Raw genomic sequence first — 17,396 nt, 5'->3', positions numbered from 1 at the left:
CGCCTCTTCGCGGCCTTTCTGCGGCCATGGCAGAGGAGGCATCACACGATCACGAGCACGAAGGTCACGACGACCACGACCATCACGGTCATGACCATGGTCACGGAGGCCATTCTCATAGCCACGCGCCGAAGGACTTTGGAAGAGCCTTCCTCATCGGCATCGCGCTGAATACCGGCTTCATCGTCCTCGAGGTCATCTTTGGTTTTTTCGCCGATTCCCTCGCCCTCCTGGCGGACGCCGGACATAACTTGTCCGACGTCCTCGGCCTCATCCTCGCCTGGGCGGCGGCGGAGATGGCCAAGCGCATCGCCACCGAGCGCCGGACCTATGGCTGGCGTCGCGGCACCGTCGTGGCCGCCCTGCTCAATGCTCTCCTCCTTCTCGTCGGCGTGGGAGCCATCGTCTGGGAGGCGGTTTCCCGTTTCAATCATCCCGCCGAGGTGGCGGGCGGCACCGTGATGTGGGTGGCCGGTCTCGGCATCCTCGTCAATGGTGCGACCGCGCTCCTCTTCATGTCTGGCCGCAAGGATGACCTGAATGTTCGTGGAGCCTTCCTCCACATGGCGGCGGATGCGGGCGTCTCGCTCGGCGTCATGATCTCGGGTGGACTGATCCTGCTCACGAGCTGGACGTGGCTCGACCCCGTGGTGAGCCTCTTCGTCGCGGCCATCATTCTCTGGAGCACCTGGAGCCTCTTCATCGACTCCCTCAATCTCTCCCTTGATGCCGTGCCGGAGAATGTTGATCCCGCCAAGGTGCGCTCCTACCTGGAGTCCCTGCCGGAAGTCGCCGAGGTGCACCATATCCATATCTGGCCGCTCAGCACCACCGAGGTCGCCATGACCGCCCACATCGTCAAAAAAGACCCCACCCTCGACGACACCCTCCTCGCCCAGATCCATCAGGAACTCAAACACCGCCACGGCATCGCCCACGCCACGATCCAGTTTGAGGCCGGCGGCGACTGCCACGGATGCGAGAAATAGGCGGCTTAAGAAAAGTAATCAGTGTTGATGTCACGAGCTCCGTGGAGCACCCGGAGCAATTGAATCCCATCTGCGATGGGAAAGTAGTAGAGAACGTAGTTTCCCACGGGAAACGATCGAACCTCCGGGAGAATCTCTGGACGCTTGCGACCGAGTCCCGGTGCTCTCGCCAATAAAGAAGCCGTTTCATCCAATAGCCGAAGAAGAGAGTCAGCGGCATTCGGATTGTCATCGGCGATAAAATCCCAGATTTCCTCGAAGTCCTTTTGGGACTGCGGCGTACGAAGAAGGCGAGCCACGACGGCTAGGAGGCTTTGGACGAAAGTTTTTTACGGCGTTCCACGATGATCGATTCTACGTCGAACTCCACAAACTCTCCGCGTAGCGCCTGTTCGGCACCAAGAGCAATCTCGCTGCGCAGGGCTGCAAGCTTGGCTTCATCCTGGGACTTCAAAGCGTGAAGCGCGTTGGCAACCATTTCACTGGCGCTATGAAACGCGCCTGACTGAACCGACGCCTGAACAAAGTCCGTCAACTCATCGGTGAGTTTGATCGCCAGTTGAGTCATGACAAGAGGATACGAAGCCGGATCGGAAACGTCAAACCGACTGACGATGGCTGGGCGAGTAAGTCGAAAGATAGGAAGGATTTTCGGCGCGCAGAAATTCGGTTAAGGAACAGCCATGAAATCCTATCGCAAAGAGCTCTGGTTCGATGTTCCCCGGCGCCGCATGTTCATCAACCTGACCGACGAAGTGGAGAAGTGCCTCGCGGAAAGCAAAATCCGAGAGGGCCTGTGTCTGGTCAATGCAATGCACATCTCGGCCAGCGTCTTCATCAATGACAACGAAGGCGGGCTGCATGCGGATTTCGAGAAATGGCTGGAGGAGCTGGCGCCCGAGAAGCCGCATAGCCAGTACCTCCACAACCGCACCGGCGAGGACAACGCCGACGCCCACCTCAAGCGCACCATCATGGGCCGCGAGGTGGTGGTGGCTGTGACCGAGGGCCAGCTCGACTTTGGCCCCTGGGAGCAAATTTTCTACGGCGAATTCGATGGCCTGCGCCGCAAGCGCGTCCTCGTGAAGATCATCGGGGAATAGGAGGTTGCGGTCGCTTTGCCTTGAGCCGTAGGGCCAGCGTCCCGCTGGCCTGCGAGTTTGGCGAGCTTTTTGGTAAGTCGCTTTTTCGGATTCAGGTGAGGCTACGAGCGGGTCGGCAAGATGCCAGCCCTACACCCGGCGGCGATGAGGTCGTGAGCGGACCCTCGGGTATCCCGCTCGCTCTCTTTCGTTCCCTTTACTGCCTTCTGTTCCCGTATTTCGCCTACGGCACTGGCGTCGCCACCTTCACCCCATCGGCGAGGTCTTTGATGCTGATGTCGAGGGGTGGGTATTTTTCCCAGTCGGCGAAGTCGAAGTGCCACCACTCGTAGGGATACGGGATAAAGCCGTGTTTCTTCATCACGGCCTCAAGGAGGAGGCTGTTCTTGCGTTGCTCGGGCGTCCACTCCTTGGAATCCCGGTGGGCGCGGGTGGTGAAGTCGTCAAAGGTTGTCGGCATCGGCAGTTCGTTGCCGAGCTTGTCGACCAGCGTTACGTCGATGGCGGTGCCGCGGGTGTGGCGGCCCTTGTTTTTCGCGGGATTCGAGACGTAGCGCTCGTCCTGGATGAGGTCCCACATGCGCTGCTGGACGGAGAGCGGGCGATAGGCATCGTAGACCTTGAGGCCCAGCCCCTCGGCGGCAAGCTCCTTCTGGACCTTCTCGATGGCAGCGGCGACTTCGTGCCGGGCGTAGGCTCCGGGAAAGGGATAAAGCTGCCTGCCGGTGAAATTATTCGTCGTCGCGTAGCGAATCTCCTCCAGCGGCGGGCGGTCGATGGTGGCCAGATTGACGAGGAGGTGGGGCATGGGTTCGGTGGCGTGAAGGCTGGAAAGGACAAGCAGGCCGAGGGCCAGGATGCGGCGGAGCGGGATCATAGGTAGCGATCTTCGATCTGTTTCACCATGCGGCGGACATGGCGGTATTTTTCGCGGGGCTTGAGCACGGCGTAGCTCTGGCGCACATCGCCCCATTGGATGATCTCGATGGTCACGCGCCGGACACCCCATTCCCTCATCGAGCGACCGTCGGGCTTATAAAGGTCGATGGTATTGGTGCCGGCGAGCATCCAGCCGTAGTCATCCACCATGAAAATCTCCCCGGTGGCGACGATTCGGAAAGTGGTTCCGGCGGGAAACCGCGACCAGTCGGCGGCGGCGCTGTTGATCGGGCCGTGCTGGAGCTGGGTGCCGAGGGCGTTGCGCGCTGCGTATTTCTGGTGGTCGCTCTCGCTGTGGGTGTAGGCCGTGGTACGGATTTTCATCACCGGAGCGGGCGTGATGGGCTTCTCGTAGGGTGGCAGGGAGCGCCCGGCGCAGGAGGAAAGGAGGACCGCCGCCGCGAGGGAAAGGCTGGCCAGAAGCATCCGCGAGGTGGACATTCGCGGGAAAGTAAGCCTCCACTAGACGGCGGGCGACGTTTTTTACACAGTAGAGGGACATGGATCGCATTTTGCTCATCGGAGCCATCCTCAGCCTGGTCGGCAGCCTGGGGTACACGCTCTTCGCGCTCGGGGCCGGAAATTTCCGCCCGGGCCGCTTCAACGTGGTCGCGATCCTCACGGCCTTCGCCCTGATGAGCGCCTTTCTCTACCTGCGGGGCAAGCTCGAGGGCTCCTGCCCGCTGAACAGCCTCTTCGACGTCCTGATCTTCCAGAGCTGGTCGTTTCTCCTCATTTACCTACTGGTGGGCACGGCCTACCGGCTTTCCCTGCTGGGAGCCTTCACCGCTCCCCTCGCCTTTCTCATGCTCCTCGTGGCGCTGGTGGGTCCGCTCGACCAGACGCCGAGGGCGCGGGCGACGAATGCCTGGATCGAAACCCACGCCGCACTCTCGATCGTGGCTTATGGCGCGCTGGGACTGGCCGCTGTGGCCGGGATCATGTATCTTCTGCAGGAACGCCTGCTGAAGGCCCACAAAGTGTCGTCCCTGCTCTACAACCTGCCGCCCATCACCGATCTCGCCGCTGCGATCGTTCGGCTGCTCTGGTTGGGAATCGTGCTTTTGACCATTTCCTTCGCCGCCGGAATGCTGAGCCAGATGGCGGTGAACCAGGTGAAATACACCGCCTCGCTGGCGATCTGGGGCCTGTACGCCCTCATCCTCGTCCTGCATAAATTGGGCTTCGCCCCGCCCCGGCGGCTGGCGCTGTTTACCGTAAGCGGATTCGCGCTCGTGCTCCTGAGCCTGCCGGGCATCCAGTATCTTTCGTCCCGGCCATGAACATCCTCTGCGCCGGACTCAACCATCAAAACGCCCCGATCGAGGTCCGCGAAAAATTCGCCGTCGGCCAGCATGAGCTGGCCGAGACCCTCGACGCCGTGCGCACCATTGATGGACTGTCCGGTGCGGTGATCCTCTCCACCTGCAACCGCGTGGAATTTTACGCTTCCAGCATCTGTCCGGTACGAACCATCGACGGCCTGCGTGGCCTGATGCGTGAGCGCACGGGATACGACGCGCCGCTTTACATTCACGACACCACGCGCAGCGTGCAGCATTTGTTCCGCGTCGCCAGCGGACTCGACTCCATGGTGATCGGCGAGACGGAAATCCTCGGCCAGGTGAAGAAGGCCTATTCCTCCGCCGCCGAGCTAGGCGCGACCACACGGCACCTGAACAAGCTCTTCCAGCACGCCTTCCGTGTCGCCAAGCACGTCCGCACCGAGACGCAGATCACCCGGGGATCGACCTCCGTAGGCTCCGTGGCGGTGGACCTCGCGGGCAAGATTTTCGGCGACCTTTCCGGCAAGCGTGTCATGATTCTCGGCGCTGGCGAAACCAGCGAGCGCACCGCGCGTTCGCTCGTCTCGCGCGGGGTTAAGACCGTCATTGTCTCCAACCGCACGTTTGATCGCGCGGCAAAGCTGGCCGAGGAGATCGGCGGGCTGGCGATTCATTTCGACCACTGGCAGAATGCCTTTGCCGATATCGACATCCTGATCTGCTCGACCTCCGCGCCCCATGCCATCGTGCGCCATGACCAGCTCGCGCCCATGATGAAGGCGCGACCGGGCCGTCCCCTTTTCATCATCGACCTGGCGGTGCCACGCGACGTGGAGGCCGCCGTAAACAAGCTCGACGGCGTGTTTCTCTACGACATTGATTCGCTGGAGGGGATCGTCCGTCAATCCATCGAGACGCGCCGGAGTGAAGTCATCCGCTGCGAGCAGATGATCAGCCATCACGTCCGCAGCTTCGTCAACTGGCTGCGCCACCACCACGAGATTTCCCGACTGTGAGTTCATTTGTATTTGGCACCCGCGGGAGCGATCTCGCGCTGGCCCAGACCTGTCTTGCCTCCGCGCTGCTGCAAAAGGCGCACCCCGGTCTCGCTATCGAGACCCGCATCATTAAAACCACCGGAGACGCGCGGCTGGATGTCAGCTTGGCCGCTCCCGGCAGCCTGGAGAAAGGGCTATTCACCAAGGAGCTCGAGGAGGCGCTCTTCCGCGGCGAAATTCATGCGGCGGTGCACAGCCTGAAGGATTTGCCGACCGAGGTGCCGTCTGGCCTGGCGCTTGGAGCGATCCTGGAGCGCGCCGATCCGTCGGATGTGCTGGTTTCCAAATATCCCGGCGGCCTCGCCGGACTCCCCGAGGGCGCGCTCGTGGCCACCTCCAGCCCGCGCCGCAAGGCCCAGCTCCTCAATGTCCGCCCCGACCTGCGGGTGGAGGAAATACGCGGCAACGTGCCGACCCGCCTGCGCAAGCTGGCGGAGAGCCCGACTCTGCAGGGCCTCGTGCTGGCCAAGGCCGGCCTCGATCGCCTCGGCGACATCGTGCCCGCCGGGCTGCTGGTTTCCATCATTGCCGAAATGCTCCCCGCCCCTGGCCAGGGCGCAATCGCGATCGAATGCCGCGACGGAGACTCGGATACGCTTTCTCTGCTGGCCGCCATCCACCACGAACCGACGGCGCAATGCGTCTTCGCCGAGCGAAAGCTCCTCAGCTCGCTCGGCGGCGGATGCAGCCTGCCGGTTGGCGTGCTTGCCACCTGGGACAACGGGAAGATAACCCTTCGTTCCTTCCCACCCGAATACGCTTCAAACCTCACGCTATGAAATCTGGAATCTGTTACCTCGTGGGCGCAGGCCCCGGGGACCCGGGACTGCTCACGCTCAAAGGTCGCGCCTGCATCGAAAAGGCCGACGTGCTTGTTTACGACTACCTGAGCAATCCGCTCTTTACCCAATGGGCTCCCGAGGGTGCCGAGAAGATCTACGTAGGCAAGAAGGCCGGTACGCACACGCTCTCGCAGGAGGAAATCAACGCCCTCCTCGTGAAGAAGACCTTCGAGGGAAAAACCGTCGTTCGCCTCAAGGGCGGCGATCCGTTTATCTTCGGACGAGGTGGTGAGGAGGCCGAGGCTCTCGTGGCGGCGAAATGCAAGTTTGAAATCGTTCCGGGCATCAGCTCGGCTATCGCGGGACCGGCTTACGCAGGCATTCCCGTCACTCATCGTGCCCATAATACGGCGCTGACCATTTTCACAGGCCACGAGGACCCGACCAAGACCGAGTCGTCGATCGACTACTCTGCCATCGCGAAGACACCGGGCACAAAAGTCATGCTCATGGGCATCGAGCGGCTGGGCGTGATCACGGCGGGACTGGCCGAGGCCGGAATGCCGAAGGACACACCGGTGGCGCTCATTCGCTGGGCCACCACGCCGGAGCAGGAAACGCTCACCGGAACGTTGGGCGACATCGCGGCCAAGGCAAAGGTACTGGAATTCAAAGCCCCGGCGGTCGCGGTTTTCGGTGAGGTCGTCAACCTGCGCGACAAGCTGAACTGGTTTGAAAAGCTCCCCCTCTTCGGCAAGCGCATCGCAGTCACCCGTACGCGTCAGCAGGCGGGTGAGCTCGTCCGGCAGCTCCGCGAACTTGGGGCCGATGCCTACGAGATGCCTACCATCCGCATCGAGCCCGCGCCGAACAAGCGCGAGTTTTACGAACTCGTGGCCGATGCGCATATCTACGACTGGATCGTCTTCACCAGCCCGAACGGTGTGGATGCCTTCTTCAAGGCGTTCTTTGAAATCTACCGCGACGCCCGCGACCTGGGCGGAGCCCGCATCGCCGCCATCGGACCCGCCACCGCCGACCGTGTGAGGGCCTTCCATTTGCAGGTCGATGTCCAGCCGGAGAAATATGTCGCCGAGGCCATCATCGACGAACTCCAGAAAGAGACGAGCGTGGAGAACCTGAAGTTCCTCCTCGCCCGTGCCGAGGGAGCCCGCGAGGTGCTGGCGACCCAACTGACCAAGCTCGGAGCCATCGTCGACGAGGCGGTCGCCTATCGCACCGTCCCGGAGACAGACGACGTGAGCGGCGGCATCAAGCGCTTCCGGGAGGAAGGCGCAGACATGATTACCTTCACCAGCTCGTCCACGGCGGAAAATTTTGCCGCCCTCAAGCTTCCTCTGCCCGAGAAGCTCAAGGTCGCGAGCATCGGGCCGGTCACGACCAAGACCGTGCGCAAGCTCGGTCTCGATGTCGACGTCGAGGCTCCGCAGCACGACATCCCGGGCCTCGTGAAGGCGATCACGAAATACGTGGTTTCTGAGGGATAGCCGTCGCTAAAGATTGACGCGCCTTCATCTGGACAACATCGTGTCCAGATGAAGGTCCTTACCTACACCGCTGCACGCGAGAATCTCGCGTCGACGATGGATTCCGTCTGTACCGACCGTGAGCCGGTCGTCATCACGCGCAATCGTGACCAGGCCGTCGTGATGATTTCCATGGATGACTACGAGTCCCTCCTCGAGACCGCCACCCTCCTCCGCAGCCCGGCCAACGCCAAGCGCCTGACCAAGGCCTTCGCCTCGACCATCAAAGGCAAGGCGCAGGAGCGCATCCTCGAAGCCGGAGCATGAAGGCCCGTTTTTCCGCCCTCGCCTGGGAGGACTATGAGTACTGGCAGCAGACAGATCACAAGATCCTGCGCCGGATTAACGACCTGATTGCCGACATTCAGAAGCATCCGACTCAGGGCATTGGTCGCCCTCTCCCGCTTCGCGAAAAGCTTGCAGGTTGCTGGGTGCGACGTATCAGCGCAGAGCATCGGCTGGTTTATTGTGAGATGGGCGGCGAGGTGGTTCTCCTCCAGCTCCGTCAGCACTACCGAAAGCCCGATCACTCGACCGAATAGCGGGCAACGGCTTCCTCCCCGGCTTCGCGGGCGGTAAGCGTCCATTCGCCGCGCGTTAGCGGCACCTCGGGGGCCGCGAGCTTCTTGCCGTTGAGGAACCACTCGCAGTTCGGCCACGAGCTTTTGAGCGGAAGCACCTGCTGGCCCGCAGGCAGATGCGGATTGAGCGCGAAGACCGCGCCCTCGCGGGGATACAAAATCGCCAGCTTTCCAGGGCGGAGCTTGGCCCCGAGGCGATTCTGCGGGCTGGCGCACCAGGCGGCATATTCCTTCGGCAGCATCAGGGCGCCGCTGCCGTCGTACCAGGACGCTGCGTTTTCCCTGGGCTCTGTGCCGTTGAGGAACCACTCTTTGACGGTTTGCTCACCCGGGCGAGGGAGGAGTCCGGTTTCTCGAGCAACGGCAAGGGAATGCAATTTTTCGGAAGGCTGCGGTTCGGGCAGCGGGTGGTCACCGGAAGCGTAGAGATGCTTCATCATCGCAGCCCAAAGCGGAGCGGCGGAATGAACGGCAAGAAGTTCACCCATCGGGCGGCCATCGAGATTGCCCGCCCAGACGGCGACGGTGTGCTCGCGGTTGAAGCCCACGCACCATCCGTCGCGGAAGCCGGAACTCGTTCCTGTCTTCACCGCCGTGCGCGGGCCGACATCCAACGGCGACGCATTGCCAAAGCTCCATAGCCGGGCCGAGTTGTCGGAAAGGACATCGGCGATGATGGCGCAGGCCTCGGGCGAGGCGGCCTCGCGGGATTCGACGGGCGCGGAGGGGACCACCCGTGCCGGCCACGCTTGCCCGCCCCGGGAAATTCCTGCATAGGCGGCGGCGAGATCGACCAGCCGCACCGGCACATTCCCAAGAATGAACCCCGCTCCGTAGGCGTCGAATCCTTGCGGGAACCACAGTCCCCAGCGGTTCAGCCGTTGGAACGTTTCGCGAGCTCCGAGGCGGCTCAGGGTGACGACGGCCGGGACGTTAAGAGAATTTCCCAAGGCGTCGCGCAGGCGGACCGGGCCGAGGTAATTCGTCGAGTAGTTCTGCGGATCGTAATCCTCGTAGTGTTCGGAGATGGCATCTGGCGTATCTGGCAGGAGCGATGCGGCGGTGAAGGCGCGTGAGTCGATGGCCTGCAAGTAGAGGAACGGTTTCAGCGTCGATCCGCAGCTGCGCGACTCGAGAGCGGAGTTGATTGCGCTTTGTCCCGCCTTGCCCGCGCAGGCGAGGGCGCGGATTTCTCCCGTCGCATTGTCGATCACGACGATGGCCGCATCCCCCACCCCGGCGCCTCCGACTTGATCGAGGTGATCCTTTAGCATGCGTTCCGCCGCCGCCTGGACATCGAGATCGAGGGAGGTACGGATACGCGGCTGCCCGCTGGTTGGCACCATGCGGGCGAAGTAGGGCGCGAGTGAGGGGGGATCGTTGCGCGAGACGTTGGGCGGATGGGCGAGCAATTCTTGAGCGCTTGCTCCCTCCGGGAGAAGTCCCTGGCGTTCGAGCCGCGTGACATTGAGCCGGTACCGGGCCATGGCGGCATTGGGTCGCTGCCAGGGATTCAAGCGGGTGGGAGATTGGGGCAGCCCGGCGAGGAAGATCGCCTCGGCCAGTGAGAGGTCGGCGGTCTGTTTGCCAAAATACGCCTGCGCCGCCGCCTCGGCCCCGAAGCGCCGGTTTCCGTAGTCAATACGGTTCAGGTACGACTCAAGGATCTGCTGCTTGGTCCAGTGCTGCTCGAGCTTCATCGCGCCGAAAGCCTCGCGCACTTTCGCGCGGGGGGCGCGGCCCTCGCGGCGGCTGGCGAGTTTCACCACCTGCTGGGTGATGGTCGACGCGCCGGAGATGATCGTGCCATTGCGCAGATTGCGCAGCGCGGCGCCGGTAGTCGCGTAGAAGTCGACGCCATGGTGCTCCCAGAAGCGATGGTCCTCGATGGCCACCGTCGCCCAGGGCAGCCAGCGTCCCATCTCGCGGAGAGAAACCGGAGTCGCCGCGCGCATCGTCGCGGAGGGAATGACGGCGAAGGGCGTGCCGTGCCGATCCTCCAGCACCGGTGTGGCAACGGGCGGGTCGTCAATCGTGCGCGGGAGCGGGGCGTAATGTATTGCCATCTCCCAAGCGGCGAATCCCGCGACAGCCAGCGCACCGGCGGTGAGGATTACTCGGAGACGACGGCGCATTGGCTCGAGGCCGATCGCCCAAAGAACCGGCTGTCGTACATCGGTACGATCTGGGTGGCGGGCCAGATGAAGTTGCCTGCGGCAGTGGCACGGGCCAGCACGGAGTAGCTGCTGCGACCCTTGTCCACGCGGTCAAAGTAAAGATTCGTCTGCTGGTCGCGGATTTCGCTGTGCGAGAGGGAGGCAGTTGAGACATCGCCTTCCGCCGGGATGTCATAGTATCGGCCAAAGAGCGCGAGGTTGGGATTCACGATTTCCAACCCGGCGGGAATCATGTCCTCCAGCGCGACGAAGCTTTGCCTGTCCTCCGCCGAGAAGCGGTAGGAAATCAGCACCTGGTCGCCGAGCTTGTAGGGATGCGCGGCACTGCCGTCGCGGTCGGAAGCAGTAAGGTTTTTCACGATGCGCTCGATTTTCAGGCCATGAATCTCGGCGGGAGTTTCACGCTGAGCGGTACGGTACGCCGCACTTAGCACGAAGCTGCCGGGAGCCGTCGATTTCGGCAGGCCATCGACCACGAAGGTCGCGAGATTTACCAGCGTCTGCGGAGACCACGCAGCGGCGGTCGAGTTTTCCGAAACGGTCGCGGCGGCGGGTTTGAGGCGATTGGAGCGCAGCTTGGCGAAGGAGGATTTGTCGAGCAGCGTATTGAACGTCACCAGCAGCCAGAGATTTTCCTGGGTCGAGAGGCTTTGCGCTTTCTCCAGCAGTTTGCCGAGGCGGTCCACGATTTCCTGGTTCTGCGGTCCTGGTGTGATGACGAGGCGCGCCCAGTCGCAGAGGGCCTGCGTCCGAGTCTGGGAGGAGAACGTTTCCGGGTTAAAGGCAATACCCTCGGGTTCTCGCGGCAGCTCGGAGACAATGGTTTTCTGCTTCTCCGGCTCGATCTTGAGCAGGGAGAGGCTGAGCGCGAGCATGGCCTTTCCGTCGGTGCCCATCTTGTCGCGCTGGAGATAGAGTTCATTCGCAGCCGACTTAAGCGTGGCATCCGGCTCGTTGCCGAATGAGGCGAGAGTGAAGAAGGCGAAGGCGCGCAATGTCGGCATTGCAGAGAGGCCATTCTGCCCGAGGACCATGTTGGTCAGGGCGGTGGGCAGTTCGCTCGCCAGCCGCTCCGGCACCTCAAATCCCGCCGTCTCGGCCTGGCTGACGCACCATGCGGCTTGAATGGTCACGAAGTCATTCGCTTTTGTGCCGCCCGGCCAGTACGGCAGACGTCCATCGGAGAGCAGCCCTTGCTCAAACTCCTCCAACGTGCGTGTGATCACGTCCTGGTAGTTTTCCTTCCGCACGCCGGCGTCGGGAATGTATTTCAGCAGGCCGCCGAGATAGGTGTAGGCGAGCAGACGCGACGACTTCTGCTCGAAGCACCCATGCGGATACTCGATCAGGTAGGGAATGCCCTGGAGCTTCGGCAGCCATGGGGTAGTCGATACGGAAAAGGTAAAGTCACCCTTCGCGTTCTCCCACGCGCCGGGAGCAACCTCGGCCACTTTGAATGTGGTGTTTCCCGCCGTTCCGGCCACGGCGTCCTTGCGCAGGATCACCGGCTCGGCGATGGGAATCGGCACCTCCACGGAATCCGTTACCGTAGTGTCATTGAGCGCCACCACGTCGAATTTCACGGTCGAGCCTCCGACGGCGGATGCTTTGGCACGGAACCTTACCACCGCAGGCGCGTCGCGGTCGGCGGAAATCTCCTGTTCAGCGGGACCGGTGAGCTCCAGCCCGGCGCCCACCGTGCAGCGCACCTTGAGCCTGGCGGAATCCCAGAGTTTCTGCCGGGCCACGGCGCGCAGCTCGATCTCATCGCCCTCGCGAACGAAGCGCGGCAGCGCCGTGTCGAGCAGCAGATTTTTGGTCACGGTGAGCGTGGAATTCCCCGCACCGAATTGACTTTCCCGCGTCTGTGCCACCGCGATGACGCGGAAGCGCGTGAGATTATCCGGCGCTTCGCACTGGAACGATGCGATGCCGTCAGCGTTCGTCTTTACATTTGGCTGCCAGAGGATGATCGGCTTGAACTCCTTGCGGGCAAATGTGGTGTTGGCAAAAGCGTCGTCGCCGCCATCGCCGGCGGTGAAGCCCTTCATCGTCAGCCAGCGTGGGTTGATTTTGTCGACGTAGGCGCGGAGGGATGAGTAGGTGACGACGCCGAGCGGACGACCAGGGAAGAAGGCGGGAAGGAGAACGGGCAACCGCCATTCGCCAAGCTCAAGGATCGAATCATCCACGGCATAAATGGCGAGATCGGCATTGGCCACCGGCTTGTCCTCGGCGGTCACAGCGACTCGTCCGTAGATCGGCTCGCGCGGCTTGTATTCGGGCTTTGTCGTCTTTACGTCGACGGAAAGCACGCGTCCGGGCTGGCGAACGAAGAGCGTCGTCGATCCGTAGATTTCCCCCGCGAGCTCGTTGGTTCCGCCCGGGCGCAGGAGATACACCGAGACGGTGACATTGGGCTCGTACTCAGCCTTGATCGGAATGTCGATGCGCGTGGAGTTCGCTGGTACCGGCACGGTGAAGGTCTCGAGGATGCGATCTGTCTCCAATGTTACCCAGGCGATGCCGCCGGTGGAGGAGAGGATGCGCACGGAGGCTGTTTCGCCGGCCTTCCAGGGTCTGCCTTCCGGACGCTGATCATCGACCGACACATTGTCGGATGGAACGCTGGAAAATACCGTGGCGGTATTGTCCGACTGCACCGGCACCTGGGCCGGGGCGGGTCCCTCGAGATACGCGTCCTCGCTCACCGGGAACGCCGCGTTGCCCTTGATCGGAGAGACCACGAGCACGTAGCGGCCGGGTTCCTTAGGCTGGAAGGAAAGGTCGTGCTCCGTGACATGGCCCTTCTTCTCGACGGAGATGTACTGGTCGAAGTTCCGGTATCGGTAGACGTTTGGAGCGAGGCGTTCCTTCACCGACTTGGTGACGACCTGGAACAACTCAATGCTCACGGCATCCGGTTTCGAGCCGAAAGGCGTATCGGCATCCCACGAGAAGGCGATGGTGCCGTCGTTCCGGTCGCGGTTCTTGACCCCGAGGAGCACCTTGTCCATGGGTACGACCTGGCTCGTACCGCCCGGAATCGTCTGGCCGTCGGGTCCGGTCACTTCGACCTTCCATGAGACATTGCAATAGGCGCGATTGCCGGGATCGGGGAAAGGCGCATTGCAGCGCAGGGTGGCATGCCCATTCCCATCGAGGGCTGTTTCCCCGGAGATTTCCGCCATATAGGTCGGGATGTGAACATCTTCTGAATAAATGTCCACCCGGGTCATGCTGTCCGATCCGTAGCCGTTATAATATCCCTCTGTAGAGTCACTTAGCCATGTTGCGGTCCATTTCACCCGGCTCCCGGCATTGGGAGCGCCGTGGAAATACTGTGAACTGACCGTGATGACGGACTCGGCGGGATTTTCCACCTCGGCCTTCTCGCAGATGACGTTGAAGGGCGGATTGCGGAACTCCTCGACCTTGAACTGTGCGGAGTCGCCGACCGGGGTTCCATCGAGCAACGTACGGACGACAAAATCGCCGACCGAGCTCCCTTCGGCGGGAGTCCATTGGCCATTCCAGCTCCCCTCGGCGTCGAGTTTGGCAGAACCCTCTGCGACGGCTTCCTCGGAGCCGTATTGTTTCTCGATCCGCCACGTGACAGTGGCCTTGGCGGGAATGGTGAGGCTGCCATCTTTTTCCTGCCGGATGATGCCCTTGAACTGAACCGATTGGCCGGGACGATAAAGCGGGCGGTCGGTAAAGGTGAACGCCCGCAGCGGCGGAGGTTGGACGGCTGACAGGGAACCGGAGCCGATCTGATCAGAGAGACGTGTGGGCTGGAGGGTGGAGATACCATTGGCCCGGGCGAGATAGTATTGGGCTCCGGCGACATCCGGAGTGGGCCATGAGGCGATGCCTTGCGAGTTGGTGGTGGCGGTGGATATCTCGCGTAGGCTGGAATCGAGTGCTGAAACCGTGGCACCCGCCACAGGCTGGGCATCGGTCATCCGGGCGACGCGCACGTCGGTCTGCTTGGCAGAAACCTTCCGGGTGATGACGGCCTCTCCGAAGTAAATGATGGCGCGATTCCCGATAACGCGCCCCTTGGCGTCCTTGCCCGTGACCTCGAGGAGCATGGGGCCGTCGAGCGTCGCGGAGTTGTCTGGCTTCCAGGCGATTTCGCGGAGCACCTCCTTCTGATCGGCGCTGGCTGGGAATGTCCCGGACCCAAGCGGCGAGAGCTGGAGCGTTTCGATGAGCGGCTGCGATGGGACGTAGCGGAAGTTTCCCTCCTCGGTCCATTGCTGGTTGCCCGCCTCATCGGTCAGAGGTTGGGTGAATTCCTTCTCCGCTGCCTGCACCTGAGCGAGCTTGTCGAGGGGGATCGGCGCGATCCTCCATGTCAGCTCGGAAGTGTTGAACTGATAAAAGGTAAAGGACAGCCCCAGCACCGAGCGCTGGCGCACCTCGCGGTCGGGGAAGATCACCGTGCCGGGGAAGGGCCGGAACGTCGCGCCCCAGCGCTCCGCTTTGGCCAGCCCATACCCGCTGTAGCCCCGGATGTCCGGATCGATCTCCACGGTGTAGTGGACGGACCGGTCAAAGTCGCCCTCGGCGTAGATGAACTGGCCGTCCTTGCGCAGCTGCAAATGCGGCACCTCGGGCGTGATTTTCACCGCCTTGGGCGGTAGCGGGTCATCTCCGAGCCATTCGTCGAATTTGATCTCGATGCGAGGTTTCTCCATCGGGCGGTTTGCCGCCGCCACGGTGAGGATGGAAAGAGGCTCGGTGGTTCCCAGGGAAATCACCCGCGGGAAAGGCAACGTCCGTCCCGCGTAGGCATCCTGGATGCCGTCGATCACGAGATCGAACCGGCGATTCATCGGCAGCGGGGCAAGCGGACGCACGCGGAAGTCGTACACCTTCGTGTCGGCATCCGGTGCGACATCGACGACCTTGGTGTCGAGCACGCCCTGGGCCCGGTTGAGGAGGACTTCCGCCGGGAACCGCACGCGCGTTACGCGATCCTGGAACCATACAGATTCCGCTGCCGTGGCGAGACGGATGGGAAACTTAAACTCCAGCCGCACCTGGGGCTGGCTGCCCAGACCGCCATTGCCGCCGTAACCAGAGTCCACGATGCGGAGCGGATCGGTCTTCGCCTCAAATCCCCATGTGTCGACCGGTGCGGGGTTGCCGGCAAGATCGGTAAGGCCGGAGACGAGGCGGAACCGGTAGGTTTGCCCGGGAACCAGCGGACCTTTGATCATGAGCGAGCCTTCGGTGGGCGATCGCCAGGTCCATGTCGCGTCGAGTTTCGGCCATGCCACGACGGGCGAGGGTTGATCCTCGGCGTCCACCTTGTCCGAGGAAACCATCGGCGCGGGAAAGGAGACGTCAATACTATTGTAAGGCTGGAGCAGGGTATCGTTGCCGCTGACCGAGAGGCCTCCGGCGGCGGGGGCGTTGGCGAAGGGCCGGGTATCCTCCTCGGTGGTGAAGACAGGCTCGTTCTTTACGGCGGGAGCGGCGGCCTTTCGTTCCGCCTCACTTTTTCGCACGGGGGGCGGCTCCAGGGCGACGGCGGTGGAGAGGGCTGCAATGAGGAGCAGAGAGAGACGTTTCATCGCCGGTTCTTTTCGAGGGCTGTGGCTTTCGCGATGTCGGCTTGGGCCTCCTCCGCGCGGTTCATCCGGACCCATACGGAAGCGCGGAATTTGTAGGCCTCCGCTGTCGGCTTGGCTGCCATAGCTGCGTTGGCGTAGTCGAGTGCTTCGCGATAGCGGTTGGATTGCAGGTAGCTACCGGCGATCGTGAGTGAGGCCGCGGAGAGGATGCCCGGTGGTGGTCTGGTCGCAGCGAGCTTGCGCAAGGCGGAGACGGCTTCGTCCTGTTTGCCGGTCTTCACCAGGATGTAAATGCGCTCTTCGGCGGCGAAAGCGTTGTTGGGATCGAGATCGAGAGCGGTATTTGTGTCGTTGAGGGCGAGTTGGAACTGAGCTGGGAGATGGCTGAGGATCCCGGCGCGGTCGGATAGAGCCTTTCCGTCACGAGGGTTCTTCTGGAGCTTCAAATCCTCGGCAATGAGCTGATTAAGCGTCTCGGGAATAACGAAGGATTTTGAGTAATCAACGCCGTATTCCTTGAGGGCGGCATCCTGTGTCAGCTTGCCCGAACGGACGAGTGCAGTGGCGAGCATGAGCCGCGCGGCCGAGCTGCCGGGCACGAGAGCGAGAGCCGCTTCCGCGTCGGCTGTTGCTTTTCCCAGGGGGGTGGCCCGATATCCCAAGGAGAGATACCAATAGGCGCGGCGGGTGCGGGCGGAGAAATCCTGCGGGTTTTGCGCGAGTTGTTCGGAGGCCAGCCGGATGCCATCCGATGCCACGCGCACCCGTTCGAAGTCTGCTCGGTTGGCTTTCACTTCGTCGCTTTGCGGCGCGATACGCTCTGCGATGGCAAAGTCCGCCAGTGCGCCCGAGTAGTCATGGAGGTGGAGGCGGGCAAAAGCGCGGGAGATGAGCAGGTCGGGATTCTCTGTCACACTGGGGGCGGCTTCCAGCAGAGCCAACTGGCGGGCGGGGTTTCCTGCCAGATAGCCTGTCAGCTGGCGGGTGATGGCAAGGTCGGCGGGAGCCTTCGCATGATAGCTTTCCAGCAGGCGTATGGCGTCGTCTTCGTGACCTCGAGCCAGGAAGATGGTTGCCCTTGCGGAGACGGAGATATTCTCCGGGGCCGTCGGCCAGTCGTCGAGCGTACGGGCTGCCATGTCATAGTCGCCCTCTGTCAGCCAGAGATCGAGCAGTTGGCCACGGAGGTCTCCTTCATCGGGCTCATTGGCGAGGATGCGACGAATGATCTCTATCTGCGCGGGGCGGTCGGCCTCCCTTTTCGCCAGTTGCAGTTGATCACGAAGATTCGCGCCGTCGGCCCGGGTGAGGGCGGCGGCGAGGAGGAGAAGGAGCGCGTAACGCATACG

15 protein-coding genes are annotated in these 17,396 nt (G+C 62.4%); 8 read left to right on the top strand and 7 right to left on the bottom strand.

Features of this window, described 5'->3' with window-relative positions; genetic code table 11:
* Positions 1-26 precede the first annotated feature (26 nt).
* Positions 27-989, top strand: coding sequence for a cation diffusion facilitator family transporter (locus tag TSACC_RS01060; RefSeq protein ID WP_075077555.1), 963 nt, complete (start codon positions 27-29; stop codon positions 987-989).
* A gap of 5 nt (positions 990-994) precedes the next feature.
* Here the strand turns inward: TSACC_RS01060 and TSACC_RS22650 are convergent, their stop codons facing one another.
* Together TSACC_RS22650 and TSACC_RS01050 are read right to left on the bottom strand one after the other, a co-directional pair.
* Complete coding sequence (locus TSACC_RS22650) at positions 995-1,288, bottom strand: type II toxin-antitoxin system RelE/ParE family toxin (protein ID WP_075077554.1); 294 nt, start codon at positions 1,286-1,288, stop codon at positions 995-997.
* Positions 1,289-1,293: 5 nt separating this feature from the next.
* Positions 1,294-1,557: a type II toxin-antitoxin system ParD family antitoxin gene (locus tag TSACC_RS01050; protein ID WP_075077553.1), complete on the bottom strand. Its 264-nt coding sequence runs from the start codon at positions 1,555-1,557 to the stop codon at positions 1,294-1,296.
* Between the two features lie 115 nt (positions 1,558-1,672).
* On the opposite strand from TSACC_RS01050, the gene TSACC_RS01045 reads away from it, so the two are divergent.
* On the top strand, positions 1,673-2,092 hold the full coding sequence (locus TSACC_RS01045; protein ID WP_075077552.1) for a secondary thiamine-phosphate synthase enzyme YjbQ: 420 nt from the start codon (positions 1,673-1,675) through the stop codon (positions 2,090-2,092).
* A 223-nt stretch (positions 2,093-2,315) separates the two neighbouring features.
* Here the strand turns inward: TSACC_RS01045 and TSACC_RS01040 are convergent, their stop codons facing one another.
* Together TSACC_RS01040 and TSACC_RS01035 are read right to left on the bottom strand one after the other, a co-directional pair.
* Positions 2,316-2,969 carry a M15 family metallopeptidase gene (locus TSACC_RS01040; protein WP_075077551.1) on the bottom strand — a complete coding sequence of 218 codons (654 nt, stop codon included), beginning with the start codon at positions 2,967-2,969 and terminating at the stop codon, positions 2,316-2,318.
* Positions 2,966-3,472, bottom strand: a complete 507-nt coding sequence (locus TSACC_RS01035; RefSeq protein ID WP_153811188.1) for a 3D domain-containing protein — start codon at positions 3,470-3,472, stop codon at positions 2,966-2,968. The genes TSACC_RS01040 and TSACC_RS01035 overlap by 4 nt, the downstream gene beginning before the upstream one ends.
* A 59-nt stretch (positions 3,473-3,531) precedes the next feature.
* Here TSACC_RS01035 and TSACC_RS01030 point away from each other — a divergent pair, with 59 nt between their 5' ends.
* The 6 genes from TSACC_RS01030 to TSACC_RS01005 are packed head-to-tail and all read left to right on the top strand — an operon-like array spanning position 3,532 to position 8,246.
* Positions 3,532-4,314: a cytochrome C assembly family protein gene (locus TSACC_RS01030; RefSeq protein WP_075077549.1), complete on the top strand. Its 783-nt coding sequence runs from the start codon at positions 3,532-3,534 to the stop codon at positions 4,312-4,314.
* Positions 4,311-5,333, top strand: a complete 1,023-nt coding sequence (hemA, locus tag TSACC_RS01025) for a glutamyl-tRNA reductase (protein WP_075077548.1) — start codon at positions 4,311-4,313, stop codon at positions 5,331-5,333. The genes TSACC_RS01030 and hemA overlap by 4 nt, the downstream gene beginning before the upstream one ends.
* A complete protein-coding gene (gene hemC / locus TSACC_RS01020) occupies positions 5,330-6,154 on the top strand; it encodes a hydroxymethylbilane synthase (RefSeq protein WP_075077547.1) in 825 nt (274 codons plus the stop codon). The genes hemA and hemC overlap by 4 nt, the downstream gene beginning before the upstream one ends.
* On the top strand, positions 6,151-7,665 hold the full coding sequence (cobA, locus tag TSACC_RS01015; RefSeq protein ID WP_075077546.1) for a uroporphyrinogen-III C-methyltransferase: 1,515 nt from the start codon (positions 6,151-6,153) through the stop codon (positions 7,663-7,665). Before hemC ends, cobA begins: the two co-directional genes overlap by 4 nt.
* A 48-nt stretch (positions 7,666-7,713) precedes the next feature.
* Positions 7,714-7,971 carry a type II toxin-antitoxin system Phd/YefM family antitoxin gene (locus TSACC_RS01010; RefSeq protein ID WP_075077545.1) on the top strand — a complete coding sequence of 86 codons (258 nt, stop codon included), beginning with the start codon at positions 7,714-7,716 and terminating at the stop codon, positions 7,969-7,971.
* Complete coding sequence (locus TSACC_RS01005; protein ID WP_075077544.1) at positions 7,968-8,246, top strand: Txe/YoeB family addiction module toxin; 279 nt, start codon at positions 7,968-7,970, stop codon at positions 8,244-8,246. Before TSACC_RS01010 ends, TSACC_RS01005 begins: the two co-directional genes overlap by 4 nt.
* Here TSACC_RS01005 and TSACC_RS01000 read toward each other — a convergent pair.
* Genes TSACC_RS01000 through TSACC_RS00990 form a run of 3 tightly spaced genes read right to left on the bottom strand, consistent with a single transcriptional unit; the run spans position 8,231 to position 17,393 of the window.
* Complete coding sequence (locus TSACC_RS01000) at positions 8,231-10,420, bottom strand: transglycosylase domain-containing protein (protein ID WP_075077543.1); 2,190 nt, start codon at positions 10,418-10,420, stop codon at positions 8,231-8,233. The genes TSACC_RS01005 and TSACC_RS01000 overlap by 16 nt on opposite strands.
* On the bottom strand, positions 10,399-16,047 hold the full coding sequence (locus TSACC_RS00995) for an alpha-2-macroglobulin family protein (protein ID WP_075077542.1): 5,649 nt from the start codon (positions 16,045-16,047) through the stop codon (positions 10,399-10,401). The genes TSACC_RS01000 and TSACC_RS00995 overlap by 22 nt, the downstream gene beginning before the upstream one ends.
* A complete protein-coding gene (locus TSACC_RS00990) occupies positions 16,044-17,393 on the bottom strand; it encodes a tetratricopeptide repeat protein (RefSeq protein ID WP_075077541.1) in 1,350 nt (449 codons plus the stop codon). The genes TSACC_RS00995 and TSACC_RS00990 overlap by 4 nt, the downstream gene beginning before the upstream one ends.
* Between the last annotated feature and the right edge of the window lie 3 nt (positions 17,394-17,396).

The organism is Terrimicrobium sacchariphilum, from assembly GCF_001613545.1.
Classification (GTDB): Bacteria; Verrucomicrobiota; Verrucomicrobiia; order Chthoniobacterales; family Terrimicrobiaceae; genus Terrimicrobium; species Terrimicrobium sacchariphilum.
The sequence above is the reverse complement of the archived record's forward strand: the minus strand, read 5'-3'. Positions and strand labels throughout refer to the sequence as shown.

Excerpts from the sequence above, each read along its gene's own strand:
- TSACC_RS01050 (WP_075077553.1), bottom strand. The coding sequence starts at position 1,557 with ATGACTCAACTGGCGATCAAACTCACCGATGAGTTGACGGACTTTGTT.
- TSACC_RS00995 (WP_075077542.1), bottom strand. The coding sequence starts at position 16,047 with ATGAAACGTCTCTCTCTGCTCCTCATTGCAGCCCTCTCCACCGCCGTC.
- TSACC_RS01045 (WP_075077552.1), top strand. The coding sequence starts at position 1,673 with ATGAAATCCTATCGCAAAGAGCTCTGGTTCGATGTTCCCCGGCGCCGC.
- TSACC_RS00990 (WP_075077541.1), bottom strand. The coding sequence starts at position 17,393 with ATGCGTTACGCGCTCCTTCTCCTCCTCGCCGCCGCCCTCACCCGGGCC.
- TSACC_RS01060 (WP_075077555.1), top strand. The coding sequence starts at position 27 with ATGGCAGAGGAGGCATCACACGATCACGAGCACGAAGGTCACGACGAC.
- TSACC_RS01040 (WP_075077551.1), bottom strand. The coding sequence starts at position 2,969 with ATGATCCCGCTCCGCCGCATCCTGGCCCTCGGCCTGCTTGTCCTTTCC.
- hemA (WP_075077548.1), top strand. The coding sequence starts at position 4,311 with ATGAACATCCTCTGCGCCGGACTCAACCATCAAAACGCCCCGATCGAG.
- TSACC_RS01030 (WP_075077549.1), top strand. The coding sequence starts at position 3,532 with ATGGATCGCATTTTGCTCATCGGAGCCATCCTCAGCCTGGTCGGCAGC.
- cobA (WP_075077546.1), top strand. The coding sequence starts at position 6,151 with ATGAAATCTGGAATCTGTTACCTCGTGGGCGCAGGCCCCGGGGACCCG.
- TSACC_RS01005 (WP_075077544.1), top strand. The coding sequence starts at position 7,968 with ATGAAGGCCCGTTTTTCCGCCCTCGCCTGGGAGGACTATGAGTACTGG.
- TSACC_RS01000 (WP_075077543.1), bottom strand. The coding sequence starts at position 10,420 with ATGCGCCGTCGTCTCCGAGTAATCCTCACCGCCGGTGCGCTGGCTGTC.
- TSACC_RS01035 (WP_153811188.1), bottom strand. The coding sequence starts at position 3,472 with ATGTCCACCTCGCGGATGCTTCTGGCCAGCCTTTCCCTCGCGGCGGCG.
- TSACC_RS01010 (WP_075077545.1), top strand. The coding sequence starts at position 7,714 with ATGAAGGTCCTTACCTACACCGCTGCACGCGAGAATCTCGCGTCGACG.